This is a genomic window from Acetobacteroides hydrogenigenes, from assembly GCF_004340205.1.
Classification (GTDB): Bacteria; Bacteroidota; Bacteroidia; order Bacteroidales; family ZOR0009; genus Acetobacteroides; species Acetobacteroides hydrogenigenes.
The window spans coordinates 61,540-82,034 of sequence record NZ_SLWB01000010.1 but is presented as its reverse complement, the minus strand read 5'-3'; the positions used below and the strand labels follow the sequence as shown (position 1 = coordinate 82,034).

At 45.2% G+C, this 20,495-nt stretch carries 13 protein-coding genes, 1 other RNA gene and 1 pseudogene; 13 read left to right on the top strand and 2 right to left on the bottom strand.

What is annotated here, in order from left to right; translation table 11 throughout:
* Nucleotides 1-198: 198 nt before the first annotated feature.
* Entirely contained in the window at nucleotides 199-2,088 is a 1,890-nt protein-coding gene (gene rho, locus CLV25_RS10805) for a transcription termination factor Rho (RefSeq protein ID WP_131839666.1), read from the bottom strand.
* A 269-nt stretch (nucleotides 2,089-2,357) separates the two neighbouring features.
* Here rho and CLV25_RS10800 point away from each other — a divergent pair, with 269 nt between their 5' ends.
* From CLV25_RS10800 to CLV25_RS10780, 5 genes and pseudogenes are all read left to right on the top strand, one after another.
* Nucleotides 2,358-3,218 (top strand): sigma-70 family RNA polymerase sigma factor, encoded by an 861-nt coding sequence (locus CLV25_RS10800; protein WP_131839665.1) that lies wholly within the window; start codon nucleotides 2,358-2,360, stop codon nucleotides 3,216-3,218.
* 60 nt (nucleotides 3,219-3,278) lie between these two features.
* On the top strand, nucleotides 3,279-3,929 hold the full coding sequence (rpe, locus tag CLV25_RS10795) for a ribulose-phosphate 3-epimerase (protein ID WP_131839664.1): 651 nt from the start codon (nucleotides 3,279-3,281) through the stop codon (nucleotides 3,927-3,929).
* 52 nt (nucleotides 3,930-3,981) lie between these two features.
* Nucleotides 3,982-4,386: a transfer-messenger RNA gene (gene ssrA, locus CLV25_RS10790) on the top strand.
* 513 nt (nucleotides 4,387-4,899) lie between these two features.
* Nucleotides 4,900-6,432, top strand: a pseudogene (locus CLV25_RS10785) (sulfatase family protein).
* A 310-nt stretch (nucleotides 6,433-6,742) separates the two neighbouring features.
* The gene (locus CLV25_RS10780) at nucleotides 6,743-7,099 is read left to right on the top strand and encodes an L-rhamnose mutarotase (protein WP_131839663.1); all 357 of its coding nucleotides are present in this window, start codon (nucleotides 6,743-6,745) and stop codon (nucleotides 7,097-7,099) included.
* Between the two features lie 90 nt (nucleotides 7,100-7,189).
* Here the strand turns inward: CLV25_RS10780 and CLV25_RS10775 are convergent, their stop codons facing one another.
* Nucleotides 7,190-8,125, bottom strand: a complete 936-nt coding sequence (locus tag CLV25_RS10775) for a helix-turn-helix domain-containing protein (RefSeq protein ID WP_131839662.1) — start codon at nucleotides 8,123-8,125, stop codon at nucleotides 7,190-7,192.
* 222 nt (nucleotides 8,126-8,347) lie between these two features.
* Here CLV25_RS10775 and rhaD point away from each other — a divergent pair, with 222 nt between their 5' ends.
* The 8 genes from rhaD (at nucleotide 8,348) to CLV25_RS10735 (ending at nucleotide 20,473) form a co-directional block, all read left to right on the top strand.
* The gene (rhaD, locus tag CLV25_RS10770; protein ID WP_131839661.1) at nucleotides 8,348-9,142 is read left to right on the top strand and encodes a rhamnulose-1-phosphate aldolase; all 795 of its coding nucleotides are present in this window, start codon (nucleotides 8,348-8,350) and stop codon (nucleotides 9,140-9,142) included.
* A gap of 9 nt (nucleotides 9,143-9,151) precedes the next feature.
* Entirely contained in the window at nucleotides 9,152-10,624 is a 1,473-nt protein-coding gene (locus CLV25_RS10765) for a rhamnulokinase (RefSeq protein WP_131839660.1), read from the top strand.
* A 39-nt stretch (nucleotides 10,625-10,663) separates the two neighbouring features.
* A complete protein-coding gene (locus CLV25_RS10760; RefSeq protein WP_131839659.1) occupies nucleotides 10,664-12,451 on the top strand; it encodes an L-fucose isomerase in 1,788 nt (595 codons plus the stop codon).
* A 28-nt stretch (nucleotides 12,452-12,479) separates the two neighbouring features.
* Nucleotides 12,480-13,742, top strand: coding sequence for a sugar MFS transporter (locus tag CLV25_RS10755; protein ID WP_131839658.1), 1,263 nt, complete (start codon nucleotides 12,480-12,482; stop codon nucleotides 13,740-13,742).
* Between the two features lie 471 nt (nucleotides 13,743-14,213).
* A complete protein-coding gene (locus CLV25_RS10750; RefSeq protein ID WP_131839657.1) occupies nucleotides 14,214-16,271 on the top strand; it encodes a GDSL-type esterase/lipase family protein in 2,058 nt (685 codons plus the stop codon).
* A gap of 54 nt (nucleotides 16,272-16,325) precedes the next feature.
* Nucleotides 16,326-16,988, top strand: coding sequence for a GDSL-type esterase/lipase family protein (locus CLV25_RS10745; protein WP_131839656.1), 663 nt, complete (start codon nucleotides 16,326-16,328; stop codon nucleotides 16,986-16,988).
* 10 nt (nucleotides 16,989-16,998) lie between these two features.
* Nucleotides 16,999-19,032: a family 20 glycosylhydrolase gene (locus CLV25_RS10740; RefSeq protein WP_131839655.1), complete on the top strand. Its 2,034-nt coding sequence runs from the start codon at nucleotides 16,999-17,001 to the stop codon at nucleotides 19,030-19,032.
* 46 nt (nucleotides 19,033-19,078) lie between these two features.
* Entirely contained in the window at nucleotides 19,079-20,473 is a 1,395-nt protein-coding gene (locus tag CLV25_RS10735) for an arylsulfatase (RefSeq protein ID WP_131839654.1), read from the top strand.
* Nucleotides 20,474-20,495 lie beyond the last annotated feature (22 nt).

Genomic DNA, 20,495 nt, shown 5'->3' with positions numbered 1-20,495 from the left:
TGGCACAAAAATAAAGAAAATAATCGTTTCGACACCCTTGAAAATTTGTTTGAGAATTCGCCAATTCAACTGCTAATTGAATAACAATTTAAACACACGAATTCCAACTAATTGAAGAATTAAAATATTTAAAAGGAAATAAAAATATAACTCTATTTAATAAAAAAGAAGGCCTCTAGGGCCTTCTTTTCAATATGCTTAATCGCTATTCATCGATATTAGGAATTCTTCATTCGACGTTGTTTTTGACATCCTATCTCGTAAGAAGGTCATCGCCTCCACCGAATTCATATCCGAAAGATAGTTTCGGAGTATCCAAATACGCTGCAGCGTTTCCTTGTCAAGGAGTAGATCATCCCTACGAGTGCTCGAAAGGGTAACATCAACAGCAGGGAATACTCTTCGGTTTGCAAGTTTCCTATCCAGCTGTAGCTCCATGTTACCAGTACCCTTAAATTCTTCAAAGATTACATCATCCATCTTTGAGCCAGTATCGGTAAGTGCTGTAGCTAGGATTGTAAGCGAACCTCCGTTTTCGATATTACGAGCGGCTCCAAAGAAACGCTTTGGTTTGTGCAATGCATTAGCATCAACACCTCCCGAAAGCACCTTGCCGGATGCTGGCTGAACGGTATTGTATGCGCGCGCAAGACGAGTAATTGAGTCTAGAAGAATAACAACATCATGCCCACATTCGACAAGACGCTTAGCCTTTTCAAGGACAATGTTGGCAACCTTAACATGTCGCTCTGCAGGTTCATCGAAGGTTGAGGCAACAACCTCGGCCTTGACGCTACGAGCCATGTCGGTAACCTCCTCAGGGCGCTCATCAATAAGAAGCACGATCATGTATACCTCTGGATGGTTATCGGCAATTGCATTTGCAATTTCCTTCAAAAGCATCGTTTTACCAGTCTTAGGCTGAGCAACAATAAGGCCTCTTTGTCCTTTTCCTATTGGAGAGAAAAGATCTACGACACGAGCAGATAAATTGTTGTGCCCCTTACCAACCAAAGAGAACTTTTCGGTTGGGAAAAGAGGGGTCAGATAGTCGAAAGGAACGCGATCGCGAATAAAATCGGGATCACGCCCGTTTATAGACTGTACCTTTATGAGAGGAAAATACTTCTCACCTTCTTTCGGAGGTCGAATTTCACCCGTTATGGTATCGCCAGTTTTAAGCCCAAAAAGCTTAATCTGCGACATGGATACGTAAATGTCGTCAGGAGAGTTGAGGTAGTTGTAGTCCGAAGAGCGCATGAAGCCATACCCATCAGGCATTATCTCCAATACCCCAGAAGCCTTTATTCTACCATCAAACTCATAACGATCGTTCTTCTTTGAAGATACCGAAGGTTGAGGCTCTTGGCTACGCACATCAAAAAGATCTTCAGGCATTGCAGTCGCAACAATATCTTCTGAAATTCGCTTTACATCCGAAGGTGCAAACACATCGCTATCATCTTCGATTGCAACGGCAGATTCCAGTTCAGAATCTTCGATGATTTCGTCGAGCACAACCTTTTCAGAAGAGGGTTTCTTTGACGCAACGTTTTTCTGCTCTACAGGTTGGCGCTGCTGCTGCGCCTTTTCTGGGCGTTGCTTACCCTCTTGTTGGCGTGAGAAACTTTTTTCTGATTTACCTTGTGCTCTATCTGTACTTTGTAGAGCATCCTCTGATGTGGTATCTGATTGAGTGGAAGGCGCACCTGTATAGCCAACAACACGTTCAAAACGAACACTTCCCTTTTTAAGACGCTCTCGCTTAATCTTAAGATCATCGGAAGGCTGAGATTTGACTTCTTCTGTAGCCCCAGCAACCTTCGCAGCCTCTTCTACCTTTTTCGACACCCCATCTGCCAATGGCTTCTGCTCCCTCTTTTCTTCCTTTCTAGGAGCATCCGCCTTTTTCCGTGACGCTAATTCTTTTTGTGGAGTAGCAGTTGCAGCCTGTAATGCCTGCTCATCCAGTATTTTATATATCAAATCTTGCTTTTTAAGCGAATCTACGCGCTTAATATTAAGCTGCTTGGCTATCTCTTTTAAATCAGATAGCAGTTTGCCGTTCAGCTCTAAAATATCATACATATAATGAACTATGAATTATTCCGCTTGAAACTTATTCATGGAATTGTTGTGAGAAAAACTCGTAAATAACGAAAGGGAGTTGATTTTATTAGAAGACCTAAATCTTTGCAAGTATAAAACAACTCCGAAGAAATTGCAACTTTTATCAAACATTTTTGTTGAAAGAGAGTAAAAAGGAGAGTAAGAAACATCACTTTATGTAGCAAATTGTTTGTTATTTCATTTTTTTAGTCTATTTTTAACTAAAATCTGTTAACCAACCTAAAGGTATGAGGCAGCTTAAAATAACGAAACAGGTCACAAACAGAGAAACCCCATCGTTAGACAAGTATTTGCACGAGATTGGGAAAGAAGATTTAATATCAGCAGAAGAAGAGATCTTGCTAGCCAGACGAATAAAGCAAGGAGACCAAAAAGCCATAGAAAAGATGATACGCGCCAACCTACGATTCGTAGTATCGGTTGCAAAACAATACCAAAATCAAGGTCTTACGCTCTCCGACCTTATAAACGAAGGAAATTTAGGTCTGATTAAAGCAACCCAGAGGTTTGATGACACCCGGGGTTTTAAGTTTATCTCCTACGCTGTTTGGTGGATTCGTCAGGCTATACTACAGGCCTTAGCCGAACAAGCTCGAATAGTGAGACTTCCCCTAAATAAGATTGGATCTCTTAACAAAATAAACAAAGCCTTTGCTGAACTTGAGCAACAATTTGAAAGAGAGCCTTCAATCGAAGAAATTGCCGATGTAGTAGAAATCGGTCCGAGAGAAATAAGAGAAGTGCTTAAAAGTTCATCTCGTCCTGTTTCGATGGATGCCCCCATAGGTGTTGATGAGGATATGGCGCTGCACGACATCCTGCTAGATGCTGAAGAGCAAACGCCAGATGGAGATTTATCCTACGACTCCCTTAAAACGGAAATACATCGCATCCTGAACTCGTTAACAGACCGAGAATCCGTTATACTCCAACTATACTTTGGGTTAAACGGAAACCATCCCCATACATTAGACGAAATCGGACTTAAGGTTGATCTTACCCGCGAGCGTGTTCGACAAATCAAAGAAAAAGCGCTCCGAAAGCTTAAGTGTATGGCCAAAGAAAAGGTTCTTAGAGGATACTTATAATATAAGGTATGAATAGGCGGATTACCCGCCTTTTTCTATTTTTGCAGAAAAATTCAAAGAATGCCACGTTTAGTATCCCCTTCGCTTTTAGCAGCAGACTTCCTTCATCTCGAAAAGGAGATCGAGATGATAAATAAAAGCCAAGCAGACTGGCTGCATCTCGACATCATGGATGGCGTATTCGTTCCCAACATATCTTATGGAATTCCGGTTTTGGAAAGCATTAAGCCTTTGCTAAAAAAGCCTATGGATGTACACCTAATGATAGTAGACCCCGATCGCTATGTTGAGGTATTCAGAAAGGCAGGAGCAGAAATACTCACCGTTCACTACGAGGCTTGCCCCCACCTTCATCGCACCATTCAGCATATCAAAGATAATGGTATGAAGGCCGGCGTATCGCTAAATCCTCACACCCCCGTATCGCTTCTAAAAAACATTATAAACGATGTGGATATGGTGCTTTTGATGAGCGTAAACCCAGGATTTGGAGGTCAAAAATTCATCGAAAACACCTACAATAAGGTAATAGAACTTCGAAAAATGATAGAACAGCAAGGAGCATCTACCATTATCCAGATTGATGGTGGAGTTGATAGCACCAATGCTAAAGCCCTTTACGATGCAGGGGCCGACTGTTTAGTTGCAGGTAGCGCCGTATTTAGATCGAAAGATCCGCTATTAGCAATTGAGGGTTTGAAAAACGCCTAAATAACGTATCTTTGCATGACTATTTTCGTAGTATAAATGCAAATCATCCGAAGGGGCTGTATTGGTTTTGACAGCAAGCCGAGTCGGAGTGGTAGCATGCCGAGCGTCGTGATGCTAGCTCGTAAATATCAGGTCTCAACTTATAAATGGCGAAAATAGCTACGCTCTCGCTGCTTAATATCACTAAGTGAATTAGCTTAATCTCAGGGTCCAAGGTGGCTCAGAGACGAGAATCCCGCCCGAGTTCCTGCTCTTTGGACAAAGGCATATGGGGTTTCAAAAACCATAGAGCTGGCAGGTGTGACGCCCTTAAGCATCTGCAAGATTTAGGGGATAAGAATTTTACTAGAAGGTCTACTGTCAGGTAAAATTCCGAAAACTCAGGTGAAGACTAAGCATGTAGCGACCATTTGGGTTCCTTGTTTGGACGAGGGTTCGACACCCTCCAGCTCCACAAAAGAGGCTATAAGTCATTCGATTTATAGCCTTTTCTTTTTGGAAGGACAGTGACAGACAACTACAGAGTATATACTTGTTCTTCCCTAAATCCTTCTTTCAATGTTTTATAGAGCCAACCTGCCCCCTTCCATTAAGTTACCTACATACAACATTATAGTTCAGAGAAATAATAAGAAAAATTCATTCCGCAACAAATACCGGTAGGCAAAATGGAAATCACACGAACGATTTGCGACAAGCATTTCCCCTCTATTAAAATGTAAATAAACTAACAAACATCATATTACAATAATTAATCCTTAATGTACAAACATGTTAAACATGAAAAGCAATCAGAACAAACACAATGCATCATTTTATATATTTACGGAGTTTTAAATGAGCATCTTTCGAAATTTTAGAAAGAAATGCTTGTAGTAACTTACATTAAAAAGGCATGAATTTCACTAGTAAGTAACTGTTACTACAGCCAACAGATCACAACCTAAAAATCACTAATAGTTAACCACTTATGGGAAAGAAAATCGTTCAGATTATTGGAGCTACATCTGCCCTTATAATTCCAGCATCAGAGTCATTGGCACAAAAGCACGCCGAAAAGCCTAACGTCATTTTCATTCTGGCCGACGATATCGGCTACGGTGATTTAAGCTGCTATGGAGAGAAGACCATTAGTACTCCTAACGTAGAAGCACTCGCTGCGAAAGGCGTTCGATTTACCGATGCCCATGCTACTGCAGCAACGAGCACACCTTCAAGATACTCCCTCCTAACAGGGCAATACGCATGGCGACGCCCTGATACAGGTGTTGCTCCTGGTGATGCAGGAATGATTATCCGCCCCGAACAAACAACCCTTGCTGATGTCTTTAAGAGCGCTGGATACGCAACAGCAGCCGTGGGGAAATGGCACCTTGGGCTAGGAGATAAAACAGGTACCCAAGATTGGAATGGCGTTATCACACCTGGATTAAAGGATATCGGCTTCGACTACTCCTACATTATGGCAGCAACAGGAGACCGAGTTCCCTGCGTTTTTGTAGAAAACCAGCAAGTAGTTAACCTCGATCCAAGCGATCCTATTCAAGTAAGCTACAAAACCCCGTTTCCTGGTGAACCGCTAGGGAAAGATCATCCAGAACTGCTTACCAAGCTAAAGCCAAGTGTCAACCACAGCCACAATCAAGCCATTGTTAATGGGATTTCGCGCATTGGCTACATGAAAGGCGGCAAGAGCGCCCTTTGGACCGACGAATACATTGCAGACAGCATCACCAGCAAAGCAGTGAAGTTTATTGAAGAAAACAAGGATCAACCTTTCTTCCTTTACTTTGCCACCAACGACGTGCACGTACCTCGAGTTCCTCATCCTCAATTTGTAGGTAAAAGCGGAATGGGCGCACGTGGCGATGCTATCTTAGAGTTTGACTAGAGCGTAGGAGAAGTGCTGAAAACCTTGGACAAACTTGGGCTAACCGAAAACACCTTTATTGTGCTTACCAGCGACAATGGTCCTGTTGTTGATGATGGCTACCAAGACCGTGCTGTAGAACTACTTGGACAGCATCGCCCTTGGGGACCATTCCGTGGTGGTAAGTATAGCAACTTTGAGGCTGGAACGCGCGTTCCTTTCATCGTAAAGTGGCCGGCAAAGGTTAAACCTCGCATTTCTGATGCACTTGTGTCGCAGGTTGATCTTTTTGCCTCATTCTCCGAACTCCTAAACGTAAAGATCGAAAATGGCGCAGCAACCGATAGCCACAGCTACCTTTCTACTTTCCTAGGCAAGGAGAGAGAAGGTCGCGACTATATCATCGAGCATGCAGGAGCACTATCGGTTTCTACAGGGAAGTGGAAATATATTGATCCCAGCAATGGACCAGCATATAACAAACTAACCGACACCGAATTGGGGAACAGCAAAGAGCCTCAGCTGTACAAAATCAAAAAAGATCGAGGCGAAAAGAACAACGTTGCCGCTGAAAATCCAGATATGGTAGCCAAGTTAAAGACCTACATCGAAGGTGAAAAGGCTAAAAGATAAAGCATTAAATTGCTGAGTAAACACAAAAAAAGGAGGGGAAAACATTATTCAACCTCCTATTTTCGTTAAGACTAGCAATGACAAGAACGTCGTGCAATATAGGTTGATGTGCAAATAAGCAGCCTTTAATGTAGTTTTCGGAAACTCCTTTTTTCTATAGACCCATCTGTTCCCTTAAAAGGGGGAAATCACCTCCTCTAATTCTATTTTGCCATCACTAAACACACTGCCTTTTCTGCTCGTCTCTTAACCAAAATGCTTCGCGTATTCGATTTCTTTGCTTACTTTGAAGAATAAAAATCAACAACCTATGGAAGAAGGTAAGCCAACCTACAAGAGGTACTGCAAAACCCTATCGCTGCGCAACGACAGCAGCCTGATAAGTAGCTACCTGGAGACCCACCGAAATGTTTGGCCCGAAATAGAGCAGGGCATGCGCGAGGTGGGCATCCTTAGCATGGAGATCTACATTTATGGCTTTACCCTTTTCATGATAATGGATACCGTTGCCGATTTCGATCACGATAAGGCAATGGGGGAGCTGGCTGGTAAGCCGCTTCAGGCAGAGTGGGAGGCCTACATGTCCAAGTATCAGGATGCCTCGGCAGATGCAACTGCTGCTCAGAAATGGCAGCTGATGGAGCGTATATATAACTTAAATCGCTAGTATAGTCACTTAAGATAAGAACGCCTGACAAGGTTTCAAACCCTGTCAGGCGTTGCTTCTTATTGGGGTAGTATGCTTTCTTCAGCTATCTTATCCTCCATAGGTATGCAGCTTCCGATAGGCAACGGGAGTCATAGACAGGTACTGGTTAAAGGTTCGGGTAAAGTGGTAGCGGTCGCAGAAGCCGCACTCCTGCGCGATGCTGTCGATGTTATGCGTGCTGTGGTGCAGCAGCATCTGCGCCTTTTCCAACCTCCTACGGGTGATGTAGTGCTGTATGGTTTCGCCAACCGACTGGCGGAATAGTCGGGCAAACGAGTTGGTGGCCATATTGGCGTACTCTGCCAGTTCCTCGTTGGTTAGCTTGGCGTTGAGGTGCTTGTCGATGTGGTGCATGATCTTCGTCATTCGGCTATCGAGGTTGCTCGACTGCCATACGGTTCCCGGAATTCCCCCCAGCAGCTCTACTATCAGCGAGTATAGCTTCATTAGCGAATTAACATCTTCGAACGAGTTGGCGATGCATGAGTGCCTTAGCGCATCGAGTTTATCGAGCATCGCCCTGTCGGGTTGAATAAGGTAGATGCCCGGCTTGGCAAAGTCGAACGGGTAGCCGATGTTGAAGTGGACGAAGAGATGGTCCACTATATTCTTTCGTTTAAACTCCGCCTTACTGTACTCCCCTTCGATACGTCCTCCCGATATCCCTTCATGGACCTCCTCCTGATTAAACGAGCCCTTTAGCGTGCACGAGTACGATGTGTTGGGCGGTATAATGGCAATGACATCCTCGTTGAGCTCGGCCTCCACCCCGTTGTATAAAACCTTTGCGCCATCTATGGTGTTATAGTATAGGCGCCAAAAAGGGAAAGCCGTATCGGTTAGCTCCCACTCGCTGAGATACCATAGCCTACAGCAGTGAACCTTAACGAAGAAGCTGGCGAAGTGCTGCTTATTTTCGGAGGGATCGTACTTCCTTTTCTCGATCAGCATGGGCTTTACATGAAAGATGTTTGAATTGTACACAAATATGGGCTTTTTAGATTTAAACACAAGCTTAACAATCAAATATGTTTGCAAGTAGATGTGAGTGCATTTAATACAATAACGCAAGGATTAGCGTTTGTTTGTTTAAGAAGTGCTTGTAACGGTTTTTAAATGCTAACAACGCGGTACAAAACCTCAGATATTTGCTGATGTTGGCCTAATGGAGTGAGAATAATACAAACATAACGATTCGGAGAGAGTATGGAACTTAATCAGAAAGTAGCAGAAGAGATCGGAAAGATATCGGAGGTAGCAGGTTACCTCTGGCAGCGCGAGTGGGCCGAGCGTAACGCCGGAAACATTTCGCTAAACATTACAGGCCTACAATCTATCTCTGCCGCCGATAAAGAGGGCAAGACTTTTTACGAGTGTAAGATGCCCGCCGAAGCGTCGGGGATGCTAATCTTCATCACCGGAACAGGCGAGCGCCTACGCGATCTTCGCTTTACCCCCGAAAGGGCAGCCTGCATTATCGCCATAAATGATGATGCTACCGGTTACCACATCGTTTGGGGTGGCGAGGGAAATCCAAATATCCGTCCTACCAGCGAGTTTGTATCGCACCTGGCAATCCACCTCTTCAACGTTAAGCAGGGTAACGGTCACCGTTGCGTGCTGCACACCCACCCGCTGGAGCTTATTGCCATCAGCCATCATAAGGAAATTGGAAAGAACGAGGAGCAGCTCAACAATGCGCTTTGGAGCATGCTTCCCGAAATCCGCGTATTTGTTCCTAAGGGAATATGCGTTGCTCCTTACGAACTTCCAGGAAGCGAGGCGCTGGCCAACTTAACCATCGAAGGTTTAACAAAGCGTTCGGTTATCCTATGGAGCAAGCATGGCGCTTTGGCTACAGGCGAGGATGCCATTAAGGCTTTCGACTATATTGATGTTGCCAACAAGGGCGCGAAGATTTACCTGATGTGCCTTCAAGCAGGATTCGTTCCCGAGGGAATGAGCCAGCAGGAGATGAAGGACCTCGAAGCTTTCCTATAATCTGTCGACATGAGTTGCTACCTAGCCGTCGATTTGGGCGCCGAAAGCGGTCGCCTGATTCTGGGAACTATTAGCGAGGGGAAGCTCGAGATGCGCGAGATTCATCGTTTTGCCAACGGCATGCTTAACATCAACGGGCAGTACCATTGGAATATCGGATCGCTCTATGCCGAGATTGTAAAGGGCATTGAGCAGTGCGTAAACGTCGAAGGTGTTGTTCCCGAAAGTATTGGTATTGACACCTGGGGTGTAGATTACGGTTTGCTGGCCGAGGATGGCTCGCTGATGGGGCTTCCTTTTGCCTACCGCGATCCTCGAACCACTGGTCTTATCGAAGAGTTCTGCAGCCTGATGCCTAAGGAGGAAATCTACCGCAGAACAGGAAACCTTTTTGCCTCGTACAATACCCTTTTTCAGCTATTCGCCGCAAAGAAGCATCATCCTAAGATGGTTAATGCTGCATCGGACCTGCTGTTTATCCCCGACTTGCTTGCTTACTTCCTTACTGGAGTAAAGGCTACCGAGTTCTCCTTTGCAACAACATCGCAGCTCTACAACCGCAGCACCAATAGCTGGGATAGCGAATTGTTTGCAACGCTGGGAATCTCTACAAGCATCATGCAGAATGTAGTAAGCGCAGGAACTAAAATCGGGACGTTGAACAAAACTGTTGCATCGCGAATTGGAGGACATGCAATACCTGTTGTTGCAGTTGCCACGCACGATACCGCTTCTGCTATTGCCGCAATTCCGTTTACCAGCTCGCGCTCGGCTTTTATCAGCTCTGGAACTTGGTCGCTTATGGGTGTCGAAACCGATAAGGTAATTATTACCGATGAGGCGCTTGCCAAGAGCTTCACCAACGAGGGTGGGATAGAAGGGCGTAATTACCTTCTTAAAAACCTTATGGGGCTTTGGGTGCTTCAGCAAACCCGCCGCTCTATAAAGGATTCGGGTACCGAGTACGACTATCCAACGCTGGTACATTTGGCGCAAAAGGCTGAGTCTTTCACGGCCTTCGTCGACATCGACCATGCATCGTTCCTCAACCCCGAGGATATGTGCAAGGCGATAGCCGACTACTGCGTAGCAACCAATCAACCTGTACCTCAAACGCACGGACAGCTTGCGCGTGTTGTTATAGAATCGCTTGCCTTGAAGTATCGCGAGACATTCGACGATATTCAAGCCATAGCACCTGCTGAGGATATAATGATTACCGGTGGCGGAATCAACAATAAGCTGCTTTGCCAGCTTACGGCCAACGCCTGTCGGGTAAACGTTACCGCTGTACTTCCCGAGGGAACAGCGGCGGGCAATCTGCTTACGCAGGCGTGGGGAATGGGAGGGCTTGAGTCGGTAGACGAAATACGATCGGTTGCCGCAGCATCCAGCATTCCTGTTACCTATTATCCAACAGAAGCACAACAGTGGAACGATGCCTATGCTCGTTATAGAAGTATCGTTGCTGCAATGAAATAATTTTTTGAGCACTAATACCTACTAAACCAGAAATCAAAGATGACCGCATTATCAACAAGACTAAAGGGCTCTCTTCCTAAAATAGGAATCAGACCATGCATCGACGGCCGCCGCAAAGGTGTTCGCGAATCGCTCGAAGAGCAAACTATGAGAATGGCACAAATGGCTGCCGATTTTCTTACCGCTAACCTTCGTCATGGCGATGGTACTCCTGTGGAGTGCGTGATTGCCGATACCTGCATCGGAGGCGTTGCTGAAGCTGCTATGGCTGCCGAAAAGTTCGAGCGCATGGGCGTTGGCGTTAGCATTACCGTTACCCCTTGCTGGTGCTACGGTAGCGAGACTATCGACATGGACCCACATCGTCCAAAGGCTATTTGGGGATTCAACGGAACCGAGCGTCCTGGTGCAGTTTACCTAGCTGCTGCTTTGGCAGGTCATAGCCAAAAGGGGCTTCCTGCATTCGGTATCTATGGAAAGGATGTTCAGGATGCCGATAGCAACGAAATTCCAGAAGATGTAAAGGCAAAGTTGCTTCAGTTTGCAAAGGCGGGTATTGCCGTTGCAACCATGAGGGGCAAGTCGTACCTATCGATGGGATCGGTATCTATGGGTATCGCCGGATCGATTGTTGATGCAGACTTCTTCCAAACCTACCTTGGTATGCGCAACGAGTACATCGACATGTGCGAGTTTACCCGTCGTATTGAGGAGGAGATCTACGACAAGGTAGAGTTCGAAAAAGCATTGGCATGGACAAAGAAGAACTGCAAAGAAGGCAGAGATATCAATAAGGATAAGAACAAGAAGAGCCGCGAGGAACTCGATAAGGACTGGGAAACTGTTGTTAAGATGACTCTCATTGCCCGCGATCTTATGGTCGGAAATCCTCGCCTTGCTGAGCTAGGCTTCGTTGAGGAGTCGCTTGGCCACAACGCAATCCTTAGCGGATTCCAGGGACAACGTCAGTGGACCGACCACTTCCCTAATGGTGACTTTATGGAGGCTATAATGAACTCATCGTTCGACTGGAACGGTATCCGTCAGGCTTTCCTTGTTGCCACCGAAAACGACTCGCTTAACGGCGTAGCTATGATGTTTGGCCATCTTCTTACCAATACTGCACAAGTATTCTCGGATGTAAGAACCTACTGGAGCCCCGATGCTATCAAGCGTGTAACCGGATATAGCGTTGAAGGCTTAGCATCTAACGGACTTATTCACCTTATTAACTCAGGTTCATCGGCACTCGATGGCAGCGGCGAGCAATCAATCGAGGGCAAGCCAGCAATGAAGCCTCATTGGGAAATCAGCGAAGAAGAAGCACAAAAGTGCCTAGATGCTACATCTTGGCCAGTTGCCGATCTCGAATACTTTAGAGGTGGCGGATACTCATCCTGCTTTCTATCGAAGGGTGGCATGCCTATCACCCTTTCGCGTGTAAATATCATTAAGGGCTTAGGGCCAGTACTTCAGATTGCAGAAGGTTATACCGTTGAACTTCCTAAAGAGGTTAACGAGGCACTAGATGAAAGAACTAATCCAACCTGGCCAACTACCTGGTTTGCTCCACGTCTTACCGGTGAAGGTGCGTTTAAGGATGTGTACAGCGTAATGGCTAACTGGGGTGCTAATCATGGTGCTTTCTCGTATGGTCATATTGGCGCAGATTTGATTACCTTAGCGTCGATGCTTCGCATACCTGTTTGCATGCACAATGTTGCCGAGGATAAGATCTTCCGTCCTAGCACTTGGGCTGCGTTTGGAATGGATATCGAAGGTGCAGACTTCAGAGCCTGCTCTACCTTTGGCCCTATCTACAAGTAGCAAGCTGTAAGAATAACACCTTAACCTAATGAATACACCAACTACGAATGCTCCGAAGAGCTCGTTGGTAAGATTAAACGGAACCAGCTATCTGGTTCCGTTCATTCTCGTTACCTCGCTCTTCTTCCTGTGGGGCTTTGCCCACAGCTTGCTTGATGTGCTTAACAAGCACTTTCAGGAAATCTTAGGAATCTCACGTGCCGAGTCCGGTCTGGTTCAGGCTGCCCTTTACGGAGGTTACCTTATCATGGCAATTCCTGCCGGGTTAATAATGAACCGTTTTGGGTATAAGAAGGGGATAATTCTTGGACTGCTGGTTTTTGCAATTGGCGCGTTCCTATTCTATCCTGCAGCAACCTACGTGCAGACTTTCCCTTCGTTCCTAATCTGCCTGTTTATTATTGCCTGCGGATTAACCTGCCTTGAGACAGCCGCAAACCCCTACACAACTGTTCTTGGCCCTTCAAAGTCGGCAGCGCAGCGTATCAACCTGTCGCAGTCGTTTAATGGGCTAGGTTGGATTGTTGGTCCGCTTATTGGGGGCTTGGTGATCTTTGGTAACACCGACGGCGGCGATCAGTTCTCATCGCTTGCCATCCCTTACGTGGGCGTTGGCTTTTTGGTGCTGCTTGTTGCCATCTTCTTTATAAGAACTCCGCTTCCTGAGATCAGCGAGCATGCTCATGCTCATGGGTCAGAAGAGGCTGCTGCAGCTACAGTTCCCGAGAAGAAGAGCCTCTTCCAGTACCGTCACTTTAAGCTGGCAATCCTAACCCAGTTTCTTTACGTTGCCGCACAAACCGGCGTAAACAGCTTCTTCATCAACTACGTAACAGAAGAGATTCCTTCAATATCAAATCAGGATGCAGCGCTTATCCTTTCGTTTGGTGGAATGGGATTGTTTATGATTGGTCGTCTGTCGGGCAGCTTCATTATGAGGTACGTTAAACCTAATGTTCTTTTAGCTGCCTACGCCATTGCCAATACCGTTTTGATGCTTACCGTGCTGCTAGCACTAGGATGGGTGTCGATTGTTGCCCTATTCGTAACCTACTTCTTTATGTCGGTGATGTTTCCAACCATTTTTGCGCTGGGAATTAGAGATCTTGGCCGCCACACCAAGAAGGCATCCTCGTACATCGTTATGGGAGTTGCTGGTGGAGCCATCTGCCCAATGCTGATGGGCTACATTGCCGATATTACCGGATCGATGGCTATTGGTTTTTCAATCCCACTGGTATGCTTTGCAGCAATTGCAGCATATGGTTTATGGGGATATAAGCTAAAATAAGTACTAAAAAATTCATAAAAAGAGGATATCTTTTACAGGTGTCCTCTTTTTTTATCAAAAAGTAAAGTTCTTACACCACAACTAACAACCTTCCCTTTTGTACAATATACGCCTATATATCAACATCATAAAAAAAAACAAAACCACATTCTTTCAGCCACAATTAAGGGCAAATGTATAAAAAAGCACATTTTTAACAATAGAGCCTCTCTGATATATCCTATTTAATTTCAATATCTTACCAAATCAACAACATTACCTTCTTAAAATTCAACACTTTAAAATCTATTTCCTTTTTATTTATTATGTAATTTGGCAATGTTCTAATTGCACATTCTAGTTCGTTCAATACTCAATTACCGAAAAGATCATCTGCAATTTGACGAAAGTTCTATTTTTTCAAATTGTCGCTTAACTAAGGTTAAGTTCACATGTTAGGAATTTGAAACAACCTCTAAAGTTCACAATACTATGTATCGCTTACTCTTTCTCTTTTCCCTTTTTATCTCGCTCAACAGCTTTGCACAAAAAGTAAAGGTTGCCTGTGTTGGAAATAGCGTAACTTGGGGATACCTACTTCCCAATCGCGAAACCGAATGCTATCCATACCAGCTAGGAAAGATGTTGGGAGACTCCTATGAGGTGAAAAATTTCGGAGTTAGCGGAGCAACCTTGCTAGAAAAAGGGCATAGACCATATATCATACAAGATTTCTACAAGGAGGCTCTAGCCTATAAGCCTGACGTGGTAATTATCAGCCTTGGCTTAAACGATACAGATCCAAGAAACTGGCCTAACTACATGTACAATTTCATACCAGATTACCATAAGCTTATCGATTCTTTTAGGCAAGCAAATCCCACGGTAGACGTATGGATATGCAAGGTCTCCCCTATTTTCAGCTGGCATCCTAGATTTAAATCGAGCACGCGCGACTGGTACTGGCAAGTCCAGAATGCCATAGAGGCTGTTGCCAAAGCAACGAATTCGCCTTTAATCGATTTGTATATCCCATTACACAATCGACCCGAACTTTTTAAAGATGCGCTACATCCTAATGCCGAAGGAGCCGCAATTATTGCAAAAACAGTTTACGCCCATCTCTCTAAAGATTGGGATGGATTACGCTTAGCCGCTCCATTTTCCGACCACATGGTTCTTCAAAGAGAAAAACCATTGTCAATTTGGGGCAAGGCCAACGCAGGTGATACCGTGGTTGTTTCGTTTATGGGGATGACAGTACAGAGCATTGCTTCGCCTTCTGGCGACTGGATGGTAACGCTTCCTAAACAAAAAGCAGGAGGCCCGTACAGCATGACAGTTACTGCAAAAGAACAAACAGCAGTTTTAAAAGACATTTTTATCGGAGAAGTTTGGCTATGCTCTGGACAATCCAACATGCAATTTCCTCTTAAATCGGCATACGGAGCAGCAAATGACATCGAAAATGCCTCCAACGCCAATGTTAGGCTGTTGAACTTCCGTCCTGTTGCCGAGACAAACGCAGCAGCATGGAACGACACCACCCTTCGTATGGTTAACGAACTAAAGTACTTTGCCGGTATGTGGGAGATTTCGACTCCACAATCAGCAAAAGAATTCTCGGCTGTAGCGTACTATTTTGGACAATCACTATCAAAAAAGTTGGGAGTTCCTGTAGGCTTAGTTCTAAATGCAGTTGGAGGCTCTCCTATCGAATCGTGGATTGGACGTTATGAACTGGAGCACAGTCCCAAAGTTGTAGACATATTCAACAATTGGGACAATAACGATTTGGTTCAGCCATGGGTTCGCGAACGATGCAAACAAAATATCGCTTCTGCATCCAATCCCCTACAACGACATCCCTACCATCCATCCTACCTATTTGAAGCAGGCATCGAACCAATTATTCCTATGGCCATGCGAGGAGTAATTTGGTATCAGGGCGAATCGAATGCCCACAACAAGGAAGCTTTTAACGCGCTATTCACCGAATGGGTTGATTGCTGGAGAAGCCGATGGAAAGAAGAACTCCCAATTGGCTACGTTCAGCTATCGAGCCTAAACAGACCGTCTTGGCCTATGTTTCGTGATGAACAACGAAGATTGCTCTCTGCTCGACCACGCCTAGGCATGGTCGTATGCAGCGATTTGGGCGATTCCACCGATGTTCATCCTACACGAAAAAAGGAAGTAGGAGAGCGATTAGCCCTTTGGGCTTTGTCTGAATGCTACGGCCAAAAGGGAACCTTGCTTAGCCCGCTATTCAAAAGCGTAGAATACAAGGGAAGTGAAGCATTGATTTCGTTTGACAATGCCAAAGGGCTTAGAAGTTCGGATGGCAAAGAACTAAGAGAATTTGAAATAGCAGGAGAAGACAGACTATTTTACCCTGCAAAAGCCGTATTAAAAGGAGACAAGCTATCGCTTCGCTCTAGCCTGGTTCTAAAGCCAATGTACGTGAGGTATGGGTGGAAACCATACTCCCGAGCAAACTTGGTAAATTCGGCAAATCTTCCAGCATCCTCGTTTACTACAGAGTACTAGAAAACAAAAAAGACAACGAAGCTTTTACACACCCTCATTTTACAACAACAATCCATGAAGAAGAGTATAATTCTACTACTAGCGCTAACCCTTTGCCTAGGAGCAACGAAGGCTCAAACTCGAAAGTTTTCAACCTACTACTATCAACGAGCCACACTTTTCGAGAAGATGACAACTAAAAACAACGGAGTAATTTTTATCGGAGATTCGATAACTGATGGAGGCGAATGGTGTACGCTTTTCAACAATTCTTCAATTCTGAATTTTGGAATTAGCGGCGATGGCACCGAAGGTGTGCTGGCAAGAATCGACGTTGCAGCACGCCTAACTCCCAAGAAAATATTTATAATGATTGGGATAAACGATTTAGCCAAGGGCATGTCGCCCGACACCATCGCCAAGAACATCGAAAAAATTACAGATGCACTAAAAGTCAGGTCGCCACGTACCAAGGTGTACCTCCAAAGCGTACTGCCAGTTAACGCTTCGTTTAAAATGTTTGATGGCCATGTAAGCAAAGGCAAAGAAATTATTGCTTTAAATGCCTTAATCAAGACTATTTGCGAAGAAAAAGGATACACGTTTATCGATCTATACAGCTCTTTCAAGCAATCCGACTCCGAATTGATGAACCCTAAGTATACCAACGACGGCCTTCATCTTTTGGGTGATGGATACCTACTATGGAGCAGCCTTATTAAACACCATTTAAAATAGCTTATCGCCCATGAAAAGAATCACCAGAATTGCATTGCTTTCCGCAATGGTAGTCTTTACGGCTACATCTAGAGGGAACAATGCAAAGCTTCCACTTATCCCCTACCCTCAAAAGGTAGAGCAGCTAAAAGCGGAAAAAGTTTCTTTTAAGACGCTGGTTATCCTTGCTGACGAAGACCATTCAACAAACCTATCTGGTGCTATTGCCCAATTGAACAGGTTTGTTCCAGCACTGCAAATCTCTACCAATGCTCCTCAGAAAGGCTACATTACTGTTTCCCTTCTCAAAGAGACAAGCATCCCTAAAGAGGGCTATAAACTTAATATTGAAGGTAATAAAGCAAGCATAACCTATAGCGACAATGGGGGTTGCTTCTACGCATTCCAAACACTAATGCAGCTAATGGAGAAAAAAGGTAAGGCGTACACCCTTCCTCAGGTTGCGATCGAAGATTCGCCTAACTTTATGTTTAGGGGTTTTATGCACGATGTTGGAAGAAACTTTCAAACCATCGAAGACCTAAAACGACAGCTTGACATCTTTGCTCTATACAAGTTGAACGTATTCCACTGGCACCTAACCGATCATCCGGGTTGGAGAATTGAGTGTAAGGCCTATCCTATACTAAACGACCCAACCTACCAACGTAAAGGGCGCGACCAAGGAACTTTTTATACCTACGATCAGATTCGTGACCTCATCGCCTATGCAAAGGAACGAAACATCTTGGTAATCCCCGAAATTGACGTTCCGGGACACAGCGCATACTTTAAAACAGCCTTTGGCTTTACCATGGCGTCGCCACAAGGAATAGAGGTTCTTGAGAAGTGCTTTAAGGAGTTCTTTTCAGAAATTCCTGCATCTGATTGCCCATATATCCACTTAGGCTCCGACGAGGTTCACATTGACAATCCCAAAGAATTTATGGCCAAAATGGAAGATCTAGTCTACCAATCGGGAAGGAAGGCGGTTGTTTGGAATCCAGGATTGAAAGCGTCGCCTGCAACCATCAACCAAATTTGGAAGGATGCCGCATTTACAAGCGAGGATAAGCAGAACGATGTCAACCTAAGCTCACCACTCTTCGACTCATCGATAGGCTACGTTAACGGATACGATCCACTCATTTTAGTCAACAGAATTATACTGAACAAGGCCTGCGGCAAAGTAAAAGGCGATAGCCTTGCATTAGGGGGAATTCTTTGCTGCTGGCCCGATGTAAAAGTGGCCGACAAGAAAAATATATTTAGGCACAATCCGGTTTGGCCTGCAACTCTAGCATTTGCCGAGAGGTACTGGCATGGAGGAGAACTTCCATTCGTAAAAAATCCTAACCTGCTCGAGCTGTCGAATATCGAGATGAGGAATAATCTTGAAGATTTTGAGAAACGCATGGACGTACACAAAACGGGTATTCTCGCGTCAGAACCTTTCCCTTGGACTGCAAACTCGACTATCCAATGGAATGTATCAATTCCTTTTAAATCGAAAGAAGAGCATACTGCCAAATCGACAACCAAAGCACTAGCAAGCTTACCCGATAGCCTACGCTGGGTTTCGTATTCAGGTGGTACTATTGACATGGAAGCACTAAAAAGAGCCTACAAGGTTGAAGGAAAGGATTCGCTGGTTGCCTATGCTTACGCCTATATCTATTCGGATAAAAGCAAAACTGTTGATTGCTGGATAGGATTCGAAACCCCAGCTCGTTCGAACAGGCAATATGCAGGAATTCCCCAGCAAGGTAGCTGGGATGCCAACGGAGGTGATGTGTGGATTAATGGCTCACGACTTACTCCTCCTGTTTGGAGTAAGCCTGGCCAATACAGAATACTTCGACCAACATGGGCCCAGCCTGAAGAGGAAATGCCCTACGAAGACGAGGAATTCTACTGGTCGAGAAAGCCTACAAAGGTACATCTCCAAAAGGGCAAAAACGTGGTACTCATAAAAGTGCCCAAATCCTACCAAGCACAACGATGGTCGTTTACGTTTGCCCCGCTAAACATGGATGGATTAAGGTTTACAACTAAAGAAAACTAGCCACGCTTTAAATCACAATAGTTACAACACTAAACAGAAGTCAACCATGAGTAACAAAGAGCTGCTGGCTGCAGGACTTTTACTTAGTACCGTTCCCTCGTTTGCCGCAAAGGGGGAAAAGAAGGCAAAGGTGCAAAAGCCGAACATCATCTTCATCCTTGCCGACGACATGGGGTACGGCGACCTGTCGTGCTACGGACAGCAAAAATACACGACTCCAAATCTCGACGCATTAGCCTCTAGCGGCGTACGCTTCACAAATCACTATACGGGGAGTAGCGTAAGTGCACCATCGCGCTGTGCGCTGCTAACAGGGATGCATACCGGACATGCTGCCATAAGAGGAAACAAGGAGATCGATCCGGAAGGACAACAGCCAATGCCGGCAAGTACCATCACTATTGCGAAGCTGCTAAAAGATGCCGGATACAAAACAGGTTTAACAGGTAAATGGGGACTCGGCTATCCAGGATCGGAATCGGATCCAAACCATATGGGCTTCGACTACTTCTTTGGCTACAACTGCCAGTATCAGGCGCACTTTGCATTCCCGGAGCATCTTTGGGAAAATAATAAAAAGGTAGAATATCCCGAGAACAAGGGAATGGCCAGAAAAACCTGGTCGCAGGAAGAAATTATGAACCATGCCAAATCGTTCATCAAGTCGAACTCGAAAAATCCGTTCTTCCTATACCTTGCGGTAACGGTACCTCATGCCGAGATGGTTCTTCCCGAAAAATACTTGAAGGATTTCATTGGAAAGTACCCCGAAAAGCCATTCCCAGGGCAGCACTACGGCAAACAGGATTATCCCCATGCCGCATACGCAGCCATGGTAACCTGGCTAGACGGACAAGTTGGCGAACTTAAATCGCTGCTTAAAGCCCAAGGAATCGACGAGAATACGGTAATCATGTTTGCCTCCGATAATGGTCCTCACGTTGAGGGTGGCAACGATCCATACTTCTTCAACAGCAACGGAGGCTACCGGGGTGTTAAGCGCGACCTATACGAAGGAGGCGTTCGCACACCACTGATTGTTTCGTGGCCTAAATCGATAAAGGGTGGACAGGTAAGCAACCACGTGGGCGCATTCTGGGATATTATGCCAACCATTTGCGATATTACCTCAATTAAGGCGCCAAAGAATATCGACGGCATATCCTTTACACCTGCACTGTTTGGCAAGAAGACAAAGGAGCACGAATACCTCTACTGGGAGTTCCACGAGATGGGCAAGCGTCAGGCGATAAGGATGGGCAAATGGAAAGCTGTTAGGTTGAACATTGCCATCCCCGAAAAGACCAAGACGGAGCTTTACGACTTGAGCTCCGATCCTTACGAAAAGGTCGATGTGGCGAAGTCGAATCCGGAGGTAATGAAAAAGATGGAGACGATTTTCCTCACCGCACGAACTAGCAATCCGTACTGGGATTTATAGCATAGAAAAAGGCAGATGATTA